The 17,194-nt window shown below is 35.0% G+C and carries 12 protein-coding genes; 2 read left to right on the plus strand and 10 right to left on the minus strand.

The genetic code is table 11. The features are described from left to right. Positions 1–42: 42 nt before the first annotated feature. Positions 43–738, minus strand: coding sequence for a glycosyltransferase family 2 protein (locus K6119_RS03635; protein WP_255714848.1), 696 nt, complete (start codon positions 736–738; stop codon positions 43–45). Positions 739–907: 169 nt separating this feature from the next. Here K6119_RS03635 and K6119_RS03640 point away from each other — a divergent pair, with 169 nt between their 5' ends. Then, positions 908–2,395: a sodium:solute symporter family protein gene (locus K6119_RS03640; protein ID WP_237828086.1), complete on the plus strand. Its 1,488-nt coding sequence runs from the start codon at positions 908–910 to the stop codon at positions 2,393–2,395. Positions 2,396–2,463: 68 nt separating this feature from the next. Here K6119_RS03640 and K6119_RS03645 read toward each other — a convergent pair whose 3' ends face one another. The 5 genes from K6119_RS03645 to K6119_RS03665 all read right to left on the minus strand — a co-directional run bounded on the left by K6119_RS03645 (position 2,464) and on the right by K6119_RS03665 (position 13,619). Further along, entirely contained in the window at positions 2,464–4,803 is a 2,340-nt protein-coding gene (locus K6119_RS03645; protein WP_221835442.1) for a T9SS type A sorting domain-containing protein, read from the minus strand. Positions 4,804–4,850: 47 nt separating this feature from the next. Then, on the minus strand, positions 4,851–6,443 hold the full coding sequence (locus K6119_RS03650; RefSeq protein WP_221835444.1) for a 4Fe-4S binding protein: 1,593 nt from the start codon (positions 6,441–6,443) through the stop codon (positions 4,851–4,853). After that, positions 6,440–7,774, minus strand: a complete 1,335-nt coding sequence (locus K6119_RS03655; protein ID WP_221835446.1) for an NAD(P)/FAD-dependent oxidoreductase — start codon at positions 7,772–7,774, stop codon at positions 6,440–6,442. Before K6119_RS03655 ends, K6119_RS03650 begins: the two co-directional genes overlap by 4 nt. 81 nt (positions 7,775–7,855) lie before the next feature. Next, entirely contained in the window at positions 7,856–8,587 is a 732-nt protein-coding gene (locus K6119_RS03660; RefSeq protein ID WP_221835448.1) for a mechanosensitive ion channel family protein, read from the minus strand. After that, positions 8,565–13,619: a hypothetical protein gene (locus K6119_RS03665; protein WP_221835456.1), complete on the minus strand. Its 5,055-nt coding sequence runs from the start codon at positions 13,617–13,619 to the stop codon at positions 8,565–8,567. Before K6119_RS03665 ends, K6119_RS03660 begins: the two co-directional genes overlap by 23 nt. Before the next feature lie 166 nt (positions 13,620–13,785). Between K6119_RS03665 and K6119_RS03670 the strand changes: the two genes are divergently transcribed. Continuing rightward, complete coding sequence (locus K6119_RS03670; protein ID WP_221835458.1) at positions 13,786–14,385, plus strand: DinB family protein; 600 nt, start codon at positions 13,786–13,788, stop codon at positions 14,383–14,385. Here the strand turns inward: K6119_RS03670 and K6119_RS03675 are convergent, their stop codons facing one another. The 4 genes from K6119_RS03675 to K6119_RS03690 form a co-directional block, all read right to left on the minus strand. Continuing rightward, positions 14,386–15,306 (minus strand): lysophospholipid acyltransferase family protein, encoded by a 921-nt coding sequence (locus tag K6119_RS03675; protein ID WP_221835460.1) that lies wholly within the window; start codon positions 15,304–15,306, stop codon positions 14,386–14,388. An 80-nt stretch (positions 15,307–15,386) separates the two neighbouring features. After that, the gene (locus K6119_RS03680; RefSeq protein WP_221835462.1) at positions 15,387–15,938 is read right to left on the minus strand and encodes a DUF4924 family protein; all 552 of its coding nucleotides are present in this window, start codon (positions 15,936–15,938) and stop codon (positions 15,387–15,389) included. Beyond that, positions 15,938–16,609 carry an OmpH/Skp family outer membrane protein gene (locus K6119_RS03685; protein ID WP_221835469.1) on the minus strand — a complete coding sequence of 224 codons (672 nt, stop codon included), beginning with the start codon at positions 16,607–16,609 and terminating at the stop codon, positions 15,938–15,940. The genes K6119_RS03680 and K6119_RS03685 overlap by 1 nt, the downstream gene beginning before the upstream one ends. A gap of 162 nt (positions 16,610–16,771) precedes the next feature. Further along, on the minus strand, positions 16,772–17,179 hold the full coding sequence (locus K6119_RS03690) for a DUF1987 domain-containing protein (RefSeq protein WP_221835470.1): 408 nt from the start codon (positions 17,177–17,179) through the stop codon (positions 16,772–16,774). Between the last annotated feature and the right edge of the window lie 15 nt (positions 17,180–17,194).

A 17,194-nucleotide genomic window follows, 5' to 3' on the forward strand; every position in this document is an offset into this window, starting at 1 on the left:
TGAGGATGGAGAATCTTGATTCTTGGCTCTTGACTCTTGAATCTATCTATACTTAACAATCGCCCACAAAATTTTGTACCCCGCCATAAAGGTTCCTTTGATGGTTCCGGATACTTTTGATTTACCAATTCGCTTTTTGTAGTTGACAGGAACTTCGCAGGTTTTGAATTTGCGTTTTGCTGCTTTGATCTGCATCTCAATGGTCCAGCCATAAGTTTTATCACTCATTTCTAATGCCATGAGTTTATCATACTTGATTGCTCTAAACGGACCTAAATCCGTAAACTTAACGCGATAAAAAAGACGCATTAATCTTGTTGCCAACCAGTTTCCAAATACTTGCGGAACTGTCATTGATCCCTTTGCTCTTTTACCCAAAGCTCTTGATCCGATAACCATGTCCACATCCTCATTAAGAATGGGTGCAACTACATCAGGCATTTCCTGAGGAAAATCTGAATAATCGCCATCTATAAAAACAATGATATCTGGTTTTTCTTCCATCTGCTCACAGTAATCCATCCCCTTTAAACAAGCCCAACCATAACCGGGTCTTGGTTCATCCAAAACGGTAGCTCCTGCCTGTTCAGCATTTAATTTGGTATTGTCAGTAGAATTGTTGTTGCAAACTAAAACTTCAGACACAAGGTCTTGTGGTATATCCTTAACAACTTTAGCAATTGAACCCTCTTCGTTCATTGCAGGAATGATCACTACTATTTTAGGTGGATTTTTCAAGCGGTGCAAATTTCGTATAAATTTCATTATCCCCACCTCAAATCAAAGTATTTTACTCATAATTTGGATAGCTGCAATATTTTGTTAGGTTAAGGCACAGTGTGTCAGCTAATACATCAATCATTTATTAAAATTTCATTCACCGGCACACTTAAAGACACTTATTAAGATGGAGATACACTATATCGACCTAATCATTTTTGTTGTTTATCTAATTATCATGCTACTTGTAGGCGTATACTTCATGCGCAAAAACAAATCAAACGAAGATTACTACGTTGGAGGAAGAGGTATGGGTGCCGGACATATTGGCCTATCAGTGGTTGCCACAGATGTAGGTGGAGGATTTTCCATAGGATTAGGTGGATTAGGATTTGCAATGGGAATTAGCGGAAGCTGGATGTTATTTACCGGTTTAATAGGCGCTTGGCTAAGTGCTGTATTGCTGATACCAAAAGTTTATCCGATTGCAAAAAAATACAAGTTCATAAGTTTCCCTGAAGCTTTGAAACATTACTACAATGCAAAAGTTGCTTTGGTGGCAGCCATCATTTCATTGATCGGATATTTAGGGTTTACGAGTTCGCAAATTTTGGCAGGCGCCAAATTGGCATCTGCTACATTTCCTTCAATTGGAATTAATGATGCTGTACTACTAATGGGAATTATTGCTGTAATCTATACAGTGCTTGGTGGAATTAAAGCAGTAATCTATACCGATACCGTACAATGGATAATATTAATGGGAGGGCTAATTTTTATTGGAATACCTTTAGGTTACTCTGCTATTGGAGGTATAGATGCAATCCAAAAACACCTTGGCCCTGAATTTTTATCACTTGGAAATATTGGTTGGTCTGATATTTTTAATTGGATGATTACAATAGTTCCTATTTGGTTTGTTGGGATGACCCTTTATCAAAGAATTTATGCGTGTAGAGATGAGAAAACAGCTAAAAAAGCATGGAAGATAGCCGGATTATTTGAGTGGCCGGTTATGGCATTCATGGGTGTGTTATTGGGATTATTTGCCAGAGTAGCTTTTGAACAAGGAATGTTTACTGCAGACGGGTATCCAATAGGATCAAGTATGGATCAAGAGTTAGGATTACCATTACTATTGCGAAATATTTTACCTATTGGATTAATGGGGTTAATGATGTCAGCTTATTTTTCAGCAATTATGAGTACTGCTGATAGTTGTTTGATGGCTGCATCCGGTAATCTAAGTCGTGACATTTTAGGTAAATTGTTGAGAAAAAACAAAGCTGAAATTGATCATAGGGCAGAAATTAAAAATGCCCAATGGATGACATTTGCTATTGGTGCCATTGCCATTTTACTTGCCATGTTAATGACTGAAGTTTTAGAAATGATGCTGTATTCCTATGCCTTTATGGTTTCAGGTTTGTTTGTTCCAGTAATAGGTATGTTGGTATTAAAAAAACCTTCATCCACAGCAGCTATATCAGCAATGATTGTGGGTGGTTTAACCACAGTTATAATTACAGTATTTTTGAAATTAGAAAACAGCAGTTTACCTTATAAATTAGATCCAAATCTAGTAGGTATAATTTCTTCTGCGATCATTTTCATAATTGTTAATAGATGGCACAATTCAAATTCTGCTAATATTCAAATGGAGGCTATTAAGTAAAAAATCTCCCGACCAACAATGATCGGAAGATTCCTAAAAATTTAATTCAGTTTTAAATACCTAAGTCCTTATTTTACAATAAACTTAACAACTCCTGTTTTGTCATTGTTGGTAATAGTTAAATAATATACTCCAACTGATAAATTCAAATCATCAAAATATAAAACACTGTTATTTACTTGTGAATTTTCAAATATCAATTGACCAATTCCGTTGCGCAATGCAAGGTAGGTGTTGTTGATTTCCAGTGCGCCTAAATCAACAGTGAAAGAACCATTATTAGGATTTGGATACACTTTAACTTGATCCAATTCATTCTCACCAAAACCAACTCCTAATATTACAGTACAAGCAGATGTTGATGAACATCCGTTGTCTGTTACTATAACAGCATAAGTTCCGTCCTGAGTTGCTACAAACTGCTGCCCTGTTTCACCATTAATAGGAGCAAAAGAATTATTACAATCTACCCATTGATACTGTAAACCAGCCGTCACTGCAAAAATTGTATCTGCATTGTTAGTTGTAGCGGCATTTGGTAACGGAGTAACTGTCAAGTTTGTATGAATAATACTATCACAAGTTCCATTATTAAGTACCAAAGTGTCAGAATAATTACCTGTAGAAGTATAAGTTGAAGTACCTACAACATAAGTATCTCCCTGACAAATATTAATTGTATTGGTAGTTTCATAAGGAGTATCAACAATGATAGTAGTTTCAACAATACTATCTCCTCCATCTACTGCTGTATAATTTTCCGTTACAACTGTTGAACTGTAATAATAAGTACCATTAACGTCAACCGAATCTCCCTGACAAATTGGAGCTGTATTTTGGATGAAATAATCCTGAACTGTACCTACACTCACCATAATAGCATCAGGATTTGATAAACTAAAAAGCGATCCGGAAGCAAATCCTAAAACAGAACCCTCAATTGTAGGCTGAGCTGTTGCAAATGACGTTTCCGGAGATCCTCCATAATGTCCGGCACAAACCAAAATAATTGAACCTGCATTAACAGGTATTGGCGAAAAGAAATCTAGACTAACTTCATTCCCTAAATCACCACTTGTTATTACATAGTCATTTGTTTGCCCTGCCCAGTTGAAATTAACTCCATCATAAACATATACAGTACCGTACATTAATTGACCGATATTATCCGTTACATCATTGACCTGAATTCCAATATTAAAAAGGTTTCCATTATTGAAAATCTCCATAACATTCCCAATTTCCATTGGATTACCAGAGTTTGATGCCACATTGGTTATTGCACCTTCTTGCACTGGTCTTGCTCTTGAATATTTACCGGATGTAACAGTTATATAATCTGTTAAGGTGTCATTATTTGTTATTTGCTCGGCATTGGTACCGCCAACATTCCAGTTGAAATCGTAAATACCATTTCCTGAAGCTGGAGTATAAGTTGCTACTACAAATAAAGAATCCGAAACGTAAGGAACTAAATCTACCGTAGATGAAGTGTTACTAAAAACATTTCCTGCATAATCAACATTTGCTTGCAACTTAACCCCCGTATGGGTTTGTGCGCCATTGTTATAAGCAATTGCTGAAAAATTAATTGTCGTCAACTGATTTTGCGGAACAATATAATACTCTAAACCATCAGGATCATATCCTGTTCCTGATCTGAAATAAGCATCTGTGATTTCAACGTCATAATTAGCTCCTTCTACAACTCTCACGTTATCAACAAACCATGCATATTCCAAGTAATTCATTTGAGGACCATTCATTTGTCCATCCCATAATAATCTAATTGAAACATTAGAGGGATCACCTGTGATGAGCGGAGCTATATTAGCTGAAACCGTCATTGGCTTAGGATAAATGCTTCCTCCTCCTGATGTTAAAGGTGTAATATCATTGTTATTAACAGCTTCGTACCATGTAGTACCTCCATCAGTACTTACTTCAACTGCTTGAAGCGTAATAAATCTTGCTCCGTATTGTTCAAACTGCAAATGTGGTGCAGGAATTCCGGTTAAGTCGATAGTTGAATTATACTCCAAAGTAAATGGACCATTATTAATAACTGCCGGTCCACTTCCTGTAGGATCACCATTCACAAATCTTGCAAAATTACCGGAAGTACCCATATCTCCTGAAGTACCAAAGTACCAACCTAAGGTGGTGGTTCCAATTGACCAACCATTATCAAGAAAGTTAGTTGATGGACCTGCTGCCGTCCAATTGGCTGGTGTACTAAAGTCATCAGACCAAATAATGTCTCCTATGTTTCTATCTGAAACTTGAGAAACAGGACGTTCTGATTGAGTTGGAATAAATTCTGTAACAATTGTTTTTTCTGCACTTAATTGCCCAAACAAGCAAAATTGAGAAAATAGAAATACTGATGAAAATATAGACTTCTTCATATAAATTGGGTTAAGATTATCATCCCAAATATATGAAATTAAATTACTTACACATCAATTTTAAAACCGTCGTTTCCTAAGACGATTGGGCCTTCATTTCCAAATCGACCCTCTTCAGGACCGTTTTCCAATTTAAGCACTCCTCTTGGGCAAACTGCTGCACAAACGCCACATCCTACACATGAAGAACGGACAATATTTTGTCCCTTTTGGGCATATGCACGAACATCAATTCCTTGCTCGCAGTAGGTTGAACAGTTTCCACATGAAATACATTGTCCACCATTTGTAGTAATTCTGAAGCGAGATTTGAATCTTTGAACAATTCCCATATATGCTGCCAACGGACAACCAAATCGGCACCATGATCTATTACCTAATATTGGATAGAATCCTGTTCCAATAACACCTGCAAAGATGGACCCAATAAGGAATCCGTACCAACTACGAACATCATAAGCAGACAAGCCAAATAAGATATCCTTTCCGTCCATATCCGGATTATTGTACACATTGTAAGTGTGATAACCAGTATAGATTGTCATGATTACAGCAAATACAAGCACTCCGTTAATCAGCCATCTTTCTAATTTCCAAGTCCAAAGCTTTTTGTTAGACAATTGTCTGTAAGGATCTCCTAAAGTTTCTGCTAGTCCTCCACATCCGCAAACCCAACTGCAGTACCATCTTTTTCCAAAAAAGTAAACCATTACCGGAACTACGATAATTGACAAAATAATTCCCCAGAAGAAAAGAAACTTTCCAAAATGACCACTGCTCAACAATTGCTGTACATTCCAATCAAATAGGAAATAATGGTCTAATGGCCAGGCATTTTTTAAATCTTTCGCAGGTAAATCAAACAATGGTAGAATCTCCACCATTAGGAAAGCAAAAATCAACTGAAACAATACTACTGTAATGGTTCTTACTACTTGATACTTATTGTGTCGGTACTTAATCAGCATTCTGATTCCCATCACTATCATAGTAACGGTATACAAAAAGCCATACAAAAACCATTGTGAAGCTCCAGCCTCTGGATTAAACAAATGTTTAACCGGATCTACAACATTGGTCAGATTGACAATGATATGCGGATTGAAATAAAGAAGGACGTAAAAGGATACCAACCATAAAAAAGTGACGATACCAATCCAACCTCTGTTTTGAGCAGCACTATGATATACTCCGTCATTCTTGATTCCAGCAGGTCCTAACAACTTTAAATCTTGATAGACATAGATTAACGCACCTAAAATTCCCAATCCAAAAGAAAGGAAGAATAATAGTAATTTGTTATCTGCCACGAAGCCTGTAGTGGAAGCTTTGGCTAATTTGAATGCAAATTCTTTTTCTTGGGTATACATTACCTTATCCCACTCCTCATTTGCTTTTAGCTCTTCATTTTTAGTATTATAAATGTCAATTACTGCATTACCAAAAGCTGAAGAGGTTCCAAATTCAACATCAATAATTTTCTCTTCAAAATCTGATTGTAAATTACCCAATTCCTGCTCACTCAATTGTTCAAGCATGATTTGCTCAGACATTTTAAAAGACCCCAAAAATGGAAGTGCAGTAAAAATTACTAATCCAAGCAAAAAGATGGCGAGTCCTATGTTTTTCAACAACTTCATGCGTTAGTAATTAGTTTTCGCCACCAGGTTTTAGGCTTTAGATCAACATTTTTGTGAGTTTCTTCCACAAACTTTTGAATGATATCTTTTTCGTAATGACTGTAGAATTCTGGATCAAAATTGGCTGTTTTAAGATTCGCCATCACTTCTTCAACTTTAGCTTGTCCTTTCAACCATTGATCAAAAAGTTGATGTCTCATTCTGATTCCAAATACATTGATTCCTTTAAATACTGATGTACTAGAATCCCAAACTATATGAAGTGCAATTTTACCTTTTGGATGCTCCCAATAAAAATCTTTTTCTCCTTCTTGCAACTTAGCAAACACCCATCCATACGTTTGATACTCAATATCAAAAAACTTAGCTGAATTAAACCAAGGTCCGGGATTGTAAGCCATTTTATTACCACAAATTGTTTGGGCCAATGTCTCTCCCATTATTCTACCGGTGTACCAAACTTGTTCAATATTTCTTCGGCCATTTACAGATTTTGTAAACTGAGCACAGTCTCCTATTGCATAAACATCCTGAATATTGGATTCAAAATATTCATTAACAACCACTCCTCTATCAATCTGAATATTTGATTCTTTTAAAAAATTCACATTAGGAGTTACTCCTACAGTTAATCCTACTATTTGACAATCAATTTTTTCGCCATTTTGTGTGATCACAGCAGCAACATTTCCATTGCCATCATCAACAATCTCCTTCAACTCAGTGTGTAATCTTAATTTAGCGTGATGTTCCTTGATGTGTCTATTGATGAGCTCTCCATCTTTTTGAGGCAATACATTTCCCCAAAAGACAGATTCTCTCACTAAAAGAGTCACTTCAATTCCTCTTGAGATCATCATTTCTGCCATTTCAATCCCAATTAAACCGCCACCAACAATAACTGCTGATTTTGCCGTTTTGGAATTCTCTTCAAGCATTTCTAGATCCTGATAAGAATATAAGCCTTGAACACCATTCAGATTCTCCCCCGGCCAACCAAACTTATTTGGTTTAGAACCAGTAGCTATGATTAATTTATCATAGTTAACAGACTGCCCTGATTTTAATTGTAGAGATTTAGTATCAGTATCAACCCTTTCAACATAATCAAACTTTAAATCAATTCTGTTTTTCTCCCAAAACCAATCTTCATATGGTTTAATATCTTGAAAACGCATATGTCCCATAAAGACATACATCAAAGCTGTTCTTGAAAAGAAATGTTCTGTTTCAGCTGAAATGATTAGGATTTCATTGTCACTGTTTTTTCGGATGTGTCTAGCTGCAGTAACACCTGCAATACCATTTCCGATTATGACAATTTTCTCCATTTATAGATTTTATCAGCTCTTAAAGTGAGCTGAAAAATACAAAGATTTTCGACTCAAAATGAAAGGGTTGAATAATATTTATTACCTAAGTCGTTGTTGTAAGAATTCCTCCGTTTTTATGATAGAAGCTCTATCCACTGCATACACAGTTAACTGAACCAAACCTCCACCAATTACTTTGATTTTAGCTTTTTCATTCATAACAGCCCAAGGACACTCATACAACCATCTTTGCAAAAGAGGAGTAATTTCCTCAGCAGTTCTGTTTCCTACATTAAGATTTAGCTGTTCTGAATGCAACTTACCTTTTGCTTGTCGTTTGATAAAAATTTCGTTGTTCAGTTTTCTGAATGGGATGGTAATCAATTCTTCTTTGTCCGATTTAATCCTAATGTTTCTACTGTTTATTTCACTCAATGTGCCATTGTAGTTTTCAAACCTTACCGGATCATTAATTTTAAATTTATCTTCTAATCTGAAAGCTATCCCCGTTAAAACATCACGCCAAATATTCCAGCCGGCGGTAATACTCAACACTACAATTGCTCCGGTTATATATAAACTGTCACTGAACAATTGATATAAGCCAAATACTACGTAAATAACCCATGCAGCAACTTCAGCTCTGTACAAGATAACTGTCATTTTCTTTACTGCTTTTCTTGAACCTAAATAGGGTACTACATACTTTCTTGCCAGAAAAAAGAATGCATATAAAACAGCCCCGATTATCAATAAAAAGACAACCGTTTGAACAGATATAGTTCCTATCTGATTGGCGTTAATCGTTCTATTTAATAAATCCGTGTTCATTTAACCAATTTTCTACATAAGGTTTGGCGATAGGATCAATAAAATGGGCTTCACGTTCATTGACCTTTATTAATTTGGATTGTAATAAAACATTTAATGTTCTGTCAATCCAGTTTTTGTGTTCCTTACCGTAAATTTTATAAAGTTCATTTTTTGTCAATCCATAATGGATCAACAATTGATAAATCAAATTCTTTAGTTCTACTCTTTCTATACCAGGAAATTCAATTCTCTTTGGTGCGCTAACAAATAAATCATTGTCTTCTTTTCTATCGATACTTGCTACCCATTGAGACAAGGCTAAACCAACAACTCCATTAGATGTTGAATGGTATTTAGCTAAAAACTTTTGAATTTTTCCAATTGATAGATGTCTTTGACTTTCATCATTTATATGAGCAATAAGTCCACCGGTTTGATGTCTTGCCCAAATTGCGTCAACTATTTGCCTAGAATTAAGCGGTGCTAAAATAACTGATCTACTTACTACAGACTGAATATGTGTTGCATTTGAAATCAATTGATAAGAGTGGATATTGGCATTTAAAATGAAGTAATGCTTATGCCCAAACTGGTTAATCAGTTTGGCTAATTCATTGATTAAAATATCTCCATCCTTGGCCTTCATCCACCAACGTTCTAAATCCTGAAATACAAATGTTGATTTTTCAGGAATGGTATTCATGATTACTTCAATAGATTCCTGTACACCTGTAGCTCTTTTAAAGGCTCTTAATAGATCTTCTTTTTTTCTTGTTTTATTGATAGGAGGATGCACATGATAAGTTTTTCCTTTTAACATGAAGTTAGCCACATGTGTAGTTAAAAAGGACTTACCACTTCCGGCAGATCCAAGAATCAATACCGCACCTCCTGCTCCTGAGTCAATTCGTTTAATGGCAGATTTAATATTCTCAATCTCCACTTTTCTATTCTCAATTCCTTTGCCCTCAGTAAATCCAACTGAAGTATACAATTGAAGATAATAAAACGGCAATTCAGTTTTTGGCGAAACAGCATCCATGAAATCACCAATTATTCCCTGTTCAGAGATAGAAGTTCCAAACTTTCTTTTATATTCTGTTGCTGTAATATCTTGCTGCTTCTCTTTGAAATAAGCCAAACCTGACTTTAATGTGCCAATGATAGTTTTGTTAATAGCCTTTAAAGATTCCTTAATTCCGGATCTTCTTTTATGCTGTTTAACATACTGAGAAAGCGTATCAATCTTTTCAATAATCTGATTGATTTCCAGCTCTTTTCTCAAGCCTTCTCTCCTATCTCTTAATTCAATTTGAAAAGCATCCTTAGCCGTATGAATCCAGTTTTCACAATCGTCAATTTCATTTTTCGCCTTTAATATTGAATCTTTTAAAGGCTCTAATTGCTCAGAGGTTGCAAAACTGTCTAATCCGGATTGTAACAGATTTGATGCATTCAGCATTTTACCAATTGACCTTTTTAATTGATCGTAGAATATCTGAATTTGTTCATGAATTGGGTCAGCAAATTCTCTTTTAGTCAGATACTCAGCAATGTCTCTCAATCCAATTTGTTCAGTTTTTACATTCAATCCCTGAACGTCTCTAATTCCGTTGATAGATTGAGTAGTCATCATTACTAAATCTTCCGGAATCTTAAGTAAAGACTTCTCAATAGAATCTGCCAATTTACCAACTACTAATTCAGAGTTTAAAAACACCTCTTCTGTTAGTTGAACATCAGTCGCGACAATCTCCTCTTTATTGTTTTTATCAATATTGGCTTCTAAAGCTGCTATTGTGCTTTTTAAAACTTCAATATTGTTGTTCAACCCTTTTAAATAGTTCAATTCAGTATAGTCTACAGCTTCATCAGAAAATTCTTGCAAACTAACTGAATAAGCCATCAACTGAACATCTGCTTTTAAGTGACCTGTGAAGATTTTAATATTTCGCTCCCAATAAGAAGGGAAAGAAATAAGTTCTTTTCGCAATGATTTGATAACTGTAGGACCAGTTGCTGGATAAGTTTCTCCAAGAATTTTTAAGTACTTTTTTTGAAGTATGATATCGCTTAACTGATTGATATTTTCTCTCTCTTTGTTTCTAATTCTTCTGTAAAAATTAGCCGACAAATTGAGTGCATCCTCATCAATCTGTAATAAAGCTTTATCCAGTTTACTTTTTAGCTCAACTACCTTGTTTTTTAAACTCTCATTTTTTCTAATCGCCAGTAAAAAGTCCCAAATGATAGTGTGCAACAAATTTTTTGATTGATGCAATAGGATGATGTTTTGATATCCAAATTCTAAAAATTGATCATAAGACTCAAGGATTCCCTCAGAAAACCAAATACGTTGAACGGCGGCTCTAAATTTTACTTTTCTATTTACACTTTTCAGCTCATTGTGCTTATCATACATTAATGTAAGCGGAATTGATCCAGGCAAGTGATTAATAAAATCTTCTTTGTGCTTAACGTATAACTCTACATCTTTATCAAATTCATCTGCCACTATTGACAATTGATTATCAGTAGCATCTGTAAGTACATTTTCAACTTTGTTTAAAGCAGCTATTAACTTTTTATGGATATCCACAACAGCCAAATCATCTGATACTTCATCCAAAAAACCATCCATTATCTCAATTACCTGAGAAAATATGCGGTGATGGTAATTCTCAATTCGTTCTACAGAATTCTCGGTAAGATCTCTTAAAATCCTATTAAGTTGGATATCAAATTTATGTGCTAGCTCATTGAACTTCTCATCTTTACAATGATTCAATGGGATCACACTGGCCTCATCAATTGATTCAGTTTCTGCTTTGATATCAATGTGTTCAATTTTCAAATCAGTGACATCAAATTGAGATGAAGCCTTTACCAAAAGTGTAGTACCAATAGTCCTAACCAGACTGTTTGTTTCATTAACAAATTCTTTTACATCACTTTCTTCAATTTCAGGAATACCGACAAAAACCAAATCTGCTTCAGAAGAATGAATTTTCATTAATTCATATAGCGGCTTCCTGTCTAGCTCATTATTAACAATTTTTATCTCTGCACCTACTCTAAATTGATCTAAAACATACTGAACTCTATTTTCAATAATCTTAAAATCAACATTGGTATCATTAACAATTAACACCCTTACCGTTGCTTGTGACCAATCAGGAGAAGATGTAATAAACTTAGCCAGCAACAACATTAATTCAGAGTTGTTACTCATTCCTCTCCACCACAAATCAATCTTTTCTTGTTTTCTAAATCCCCAACGCTCATCATAATCCAGGTATAAAACATTGTAATCCAATTCGATTAATTTTTGCGTCATTTGGGTAAACCAAATTGGATGTTCTGTTTCACCGGGCCAGGCCATTAAAACAGTATTAGGTTCAATTCCTGAAAAACCAAAGGTACAAGCGATAGATTCTATTCCTCTAAATGTGTTCTGAACCTCTAATTTTCTACCAAAAATCCCATACTTTTCAAGCTCCTCATCCTTCACAGCTTCTTTACTTTTTGGGAATAGAACTGAGGCATTTTCATTTTCTGTCAAATCAAAGTTGGTTATGATTCCGTTTTGACCAGAAACAGATTTAGAAAACTCAATCATTTTTGATCGATTCTTAGTACCTGTACTAAATAATAAGGTATTTGGCTTCCAGTTTCTTTTATGATCCTTAACGGCCTCCATTCTCTTCAACCCTTTTTTAACAATGGTTGACCAAACAGATTGCCATATATCCCCTGTTCCCAGCGCTACTTGTCTTCTGGATAAGTAATAAAAGATTCCAGTAATAATGATAATCGCAATGATCATGGCCAAAGCATTAAGCTGAGACATGATGAAGAAGGTGGTTATGAAACCAACTAAACCAACCCATTTTTTTACTTTGAATGTTGGGTTAAAATCTGAACTTGCCCAACTTTCAAGGAAAAATGAGAGATTAATAAATCCATAAGCTGCCAAATAGAACATTGACACAACCTCTGCGATCACGTTTAAGTCTCCAATCAAAACTCCCGCTTCAGCAATTATTACTGTTAAGATTAAGGCATTTCTAGGTTCATTATCTTTCCCTACTCCTACAGCAAAAATGGAAGGTGTAATTCTATCTACAGACATAGCTTGTAGAATTCTAGGACCACCTAAAATACCGCCTAGCGCAGAAGACAATGTAGCTCCCCAAACTCCTCCAAAAACCAGAAAAGGCAACCAGGCCATATCAAAAATGGCATTGGGATTGGTGATTAAAGCTGTTTCATCTACCGCAAAATAAAGTACTACCGCCAACAACATGTAGATTACAAAACCTACGGCTATTGCTCCCATTGTACCTATGGGAATAGATTTTTTAGGATCTTTTAAATCACCAGACATGGCAACTCCTGCCGTAAATCCTGTAACAGCAGGGAAAAATATTGTAAAAACAGCAGCTAATCCTACTTTGCCAACCATTGCTCCATCTTCTGCTAAAGGCTTAACTTCTGATCCGTCACCAAAAAATATAGAAATCAATGACAAACCAATTAATCCTAAAATGACAAACTGTGTTTTTAATGCAATGGATGTACTTATAAAGGCAATAATTGTCAAGAATAATAAACCTAAACTACCTGTCAATCTCAGGTTGTTGGCATAAGCCGGACCTCTGACTAATTCTCCAGCATCATTATGGATATATCCAATGTGAAAATATTCATTAAAACTTTCAGCAAACCCCACCATATATAAGGATATACTCAAAGAGGTAGCCACAAATAGTGTTAAACCTAGTGCTCCACCAATTGGGAGACCCAAACTTCTGGACAACACATAGTATACTCCACCTGCTCCAACTTTTTTATCTGTAGCAATTGAGGAAATACTTAAACCGGTAGTAATTGAAATTAGATGAGCAAAGAGTATTACTCCAATAGTTCCAAACAAGCCGGCGTTACCAACAACCCAGCCCATCCTCATATACATGATCACACCAAGAATGGTGAGAATAGAGGGTGTAAACACACCTGCGAAAGTTCCAAACTTTTTAGGTTGCGACATGCTGATTAATTCTTGCCCGGTTTAGTTAGGTGATTTTACGTAAAAATAAACAGATTTGTTAGATATGTTGGATCAATCTAATTAAACTTAATATTAACTCTTTGATAACATCAATACCACATTCTAAATTTAATATTACCTATCTTTGATTTAAGATTAGAAAGTGATGGCGAATACTTTAATGAGAAAACGTCCTTCGGATGACCTGATTACGGAGCTTAGCGAAATGACTCGCCATATTACTGACGTTGCCAAAACAGAATTTGATAATCTCAGTACTGAACAACTTTTCTGGCAGCCCGACAAAAATTCATGGAGTATTGCTCAATGTTTTGCACATTTAAATGCCTTTCACAGGTTTTACGTTCCCACTTTTGTTGAGCGTATTAAAAATTCAAGATTTCAAGAACCAGCTGATTATTTTCAAAGTTCTCCATTAGGGCACAGTACCTATATGAAAGTAAAGCTGGGAAAGTTGAAAAACGTCAAGCGAAAATTGATTTCTCCTAAGGATTATAATCCATTGGTAAATAAAAATCTAAAGATTGATACTGTAATGGAAGACTTTTATAAGTATCAGGATCGATTGTTAGAAGTAATGGAGAGTGCCAGAAAAATTAATATCCGCAAAACAAAGACTTCTTTTTCTGTTCGTCCTATCGTAAAATTGAGATTGGGAGATGCTTTTCAATACATTGTTTATCACGCCGAAAGACATATAGAACAAGCTAGAAAGGTTAAAAACCACCCTAGATTCCCCAAGTAATTATCTAAATTTCTCTTCGAATCTTTTTTGATGTGCAGCTTTAATTTCTTCAAGATTTGAAGGAATCTCTTTTTTCCATCTTTTGTGTGACCATAACCAATATTGAGGGTTTGCAATTATCGCTTCTTCTAATTGGTTAACATATTCTTGCGTGATAAATCCATAAGACTCTTTTCTTGGATCCTTAGTAATCAGCTTAAGTTCGATTTCATAGTACCCCTTTTTGACCTTGTGTATAATTGCGTTTACCACTGGTGAATTATTTTGATTGGCCAATACCTCTGCCCCAAAATAGAAAGCGGTTTCTTGATTTAAGAAATTAACCCAGTAACAATTTTCATCTTTACCCGGAGATTGGTCATTTAAAATAAGTGTAGCTGTCAAAGTATCTTTAAATTCTGCAATAACTTCCTTATAATTTCCGGCATTCACAACTTTCATTCCGAAACGTTCTCTGCGTTCATTCAACTTTTTATCCCAAAATTTATTGGAGAGCGGCATTCCAATACCTACAGCTTGAAAAGGAAATAAAAGGCTTTGCCCATTAATTAAAAATTCCCAGTTGTTATAATGGGAAGAAAGCAATAAGACACTTTTACCCTCTTTGTGTAACTCTTCCATTATTTCTGGATTTCGAACTACTAATCTCTTGCGCAATTTCGCTTCCGGTATGGTTAGGTTTTTTACAGATTCTGCAAACAAATTGGCAAAATACCGGTAGAATTTTTTAGTGATTAGTTTGACCTCTTTATCAGATTTCTCCGGGAATGATTTTCGAATATTGTCAAGGACAACTTTCTTTCTGTAGGGTATCACAAATCTGATTACAAAGTAGAACATATCTGCCAACCTGTAAATCATCCATAATGGCATATACGACCATGGAATTGTGATACAATAGTATAGAAACTTGTCTAGCAAAATTGGATTTTATTACTAATCTACGATTTATTCTTTTGTAAACTACTCAAGAAATTACCGAAGTATTAACGATAAAAAGTTTAGTTATTGGCAAAATTTAAATCGCCATTCCTCATTTTCTTATAGTAAATAGCAAGATAACCTAACATTTGTGAAATATGACCAAAGGCTTCTTCAGTTGAAGCTGTAAAACTTTGTCCCTTTAGTTTAAGAATAATTTTACCGTACAATGCATTCAAAGCAACTTCAACAATATTAATGTCAGCAGAATTACTTTTGTGTTGAAAGTCTTTTAAGGCAGGAAGTGCTTTTTCAAAACGCTCCTTATAACCTTTATCGTCAAGAATATTCAGTAAGGTATTATGCAGCATCAACAACTCCATAATTATCTCGTTAATATCTGATGTATGTCCTTGTTTAGCAACACCTTCACGTTTCATTTGCTTTATAAGGCCACCATACCATTCCTTATATTTTTCCAACAAATTTTCATCTTGAATTTGTGGTTCAATAATAGTTGTGATGATTGTATCTAAATCAAGCTGATTAGCTCGAATCAAATCTTCAATTTGAAACATGTAGATAACATGTTCCGCTATGTTACTTTCTTTGGTTTTCTGCGCTATGAGCATTAATGATCAGCTTCTACTTTTTTATCCCCTTCTTTTTCCTCTTTGCCTTCTTTATCAGAAGCACCCAAGTACTCTTTGTTCATGTGATTAGTGAATTCTTTAGTTACGTCTAGCTTTTTACTGGCGTAAATAACACCTCCACCTCTTGAGTAAGCAAGCAATAAATCAATGTTGTTTTCTTTACAGAAAGACTCACCATATTTAGCAATTCTAGTAAACATAGTACTCATCAAACTCTCTGTTTGCATTTGAGCATCCATTTGAACTTGCTGCTGTAATTGAGCATATTCTTGCTCAAGTTCCATTTGCTCTTTTTGAGCTTGTTCCATTTCTCTTGGCAATAATTGACCTTTATCGTTCCATTTCTTCTGCCAGTTAATGATTTCTTGCTCTTTTCTCTGAATTTTACCTTGAGCATCAATAGAAACTTGCTGGATATCTTGTTGAACATCCACCATAAATTGCGCATTGATATTTAATGAATCATTGTCAAAATAAGCTACGCGAATAGGTTCATTATCTGAAAAATTCACTTTTGTATTTGTAGTGTCATCAGCAGCAACTTCTTCACTACCTCCACTTGGCATTTTTACAAATAAAAAGATTACTGCAATAACCAAAACAAGGTTAATTCCGAGTGAAAGTTTTGCTAAAGAGTTTGAATTTTCCATAGGTCAATTTTAATTTCGATTGGCAAAAGTAAAACAATATCTACAATAAACAGGATGATTCTTTGATTTAGTGTGTTGTTTTTAGATGTGTTAAGATTAATTAACAAAAAACCCCCCGCAAAAAATGCGAGGGGAAAAAACCAATTGTATTTAAATTAATATTTAAGAAGCTTCAACCAAAGTTGGCTCGTTCAATGAATACTCAATGAACTCAAAAGGAAACTTAACCATAAAGGCGTAATCCTGACCAACTTCAAACATATCTTCGTCAGCTTTATTGTAAAACCACTGAACCTTTACAGATTTCTCAGAACTTGCCAGTTCATTTAGTTTATACAATAAAAACAACAACCTTTTAGAGGATGAAATATTGAAATATTCAAGATTGATCTTTAATACCGTTTCTCCTAAAGGATTAGCGACATAGTCATCTATCCAATTTAAAACTTCTGTGTAAAAATCTTCCGCATTGTCAGGAACAGACTTACCCTTAATTTCGAAAATGCTATTAGCAGGATCAAAAATTATTTCAGGTGTTTTAGCTGTTTCTCGAATTCGTAATGCTTCCATATAGTCAGTCAAAAT

The sequence above is a fragment of the Paracrocinitomix mangrovi genome, assembly GCF_019740355.2.
Taxonomy (GTDB): domain Bacteria; phylum Bacteroidota; class Bacteroidia; order Flavobacteriales_D; family Crocinitomicaceae; genus Paracrocinitomix; species Paracrocinitomix mangrovi.

Coding starts and splice junctions, on each gene's coding strand:
- K6119_RS03640 (WP_237828086.1), top strand. CDS start 908: ATGGAGATACACTATATCGACCTAATCATTTTTGTTGTTTATCTAATT.
- K6119_RS03645 (WP_221835442.1), bottom strand. CDS start 4,803: ATGAAGAAGTCTATATTTTCATCAGTATTTCTATTTTCTCAATTTTGC.
- K6119_RS03650 (WP_221835444.1), bottom strand. CDS start 6,443: ATGAAGTTGTTGAAAAACATAGGACTCGCCATCTTTTTGCTTGGATTA.
- K6119_RS03655 (WP_221835446.1), bottom strand. CDS start 7,774: ATGGAGAAAATTGTCATAATCGGAAATGGTATTGCAGGTGTTACTGCA.
- K6119_RS03660 (WP_221835448.1), bottom strand. CDS start 8,587: ATGAACACGGATTTATTAAATAGAACGATTAACGCCAATCAGATAGGA.
- K6119_RS03665 (WP_221835456.1), bottom strand. CDS start 13,619: ATGTCGCAACCTAAAAAGTTTGGAACTTTCGCAGGTGTGTTTACACCC.
- K6119_RS03670 (WP_221835458.1), top strand. CDS start 13,786: ATGGCGAATACTTTAATGAGAAAACGTCCTTCGGATGACCTGATTACG.
- K6119_RS03680 (WP_221835462.1), bottom strand. CDS start 15,938: ATGCTCATAGCGCAGAAAACCAAAGAAAGTAACATAGCGGAACATGTT.
- K6119_RS03685 (WP_221835469.1), bottom strand. CDS start 16,609: ATGGAAAATTCAAACTCTTTAGCAAAACTTTCACTCGGAATTAACCTT.
- K6119_RS03690 (WP_221835470.1), bottom strand. CDS start 17,179: ATGGAAGCATTACGAATTCGAGAAACAGCTAAAACACCTGAAATAATT.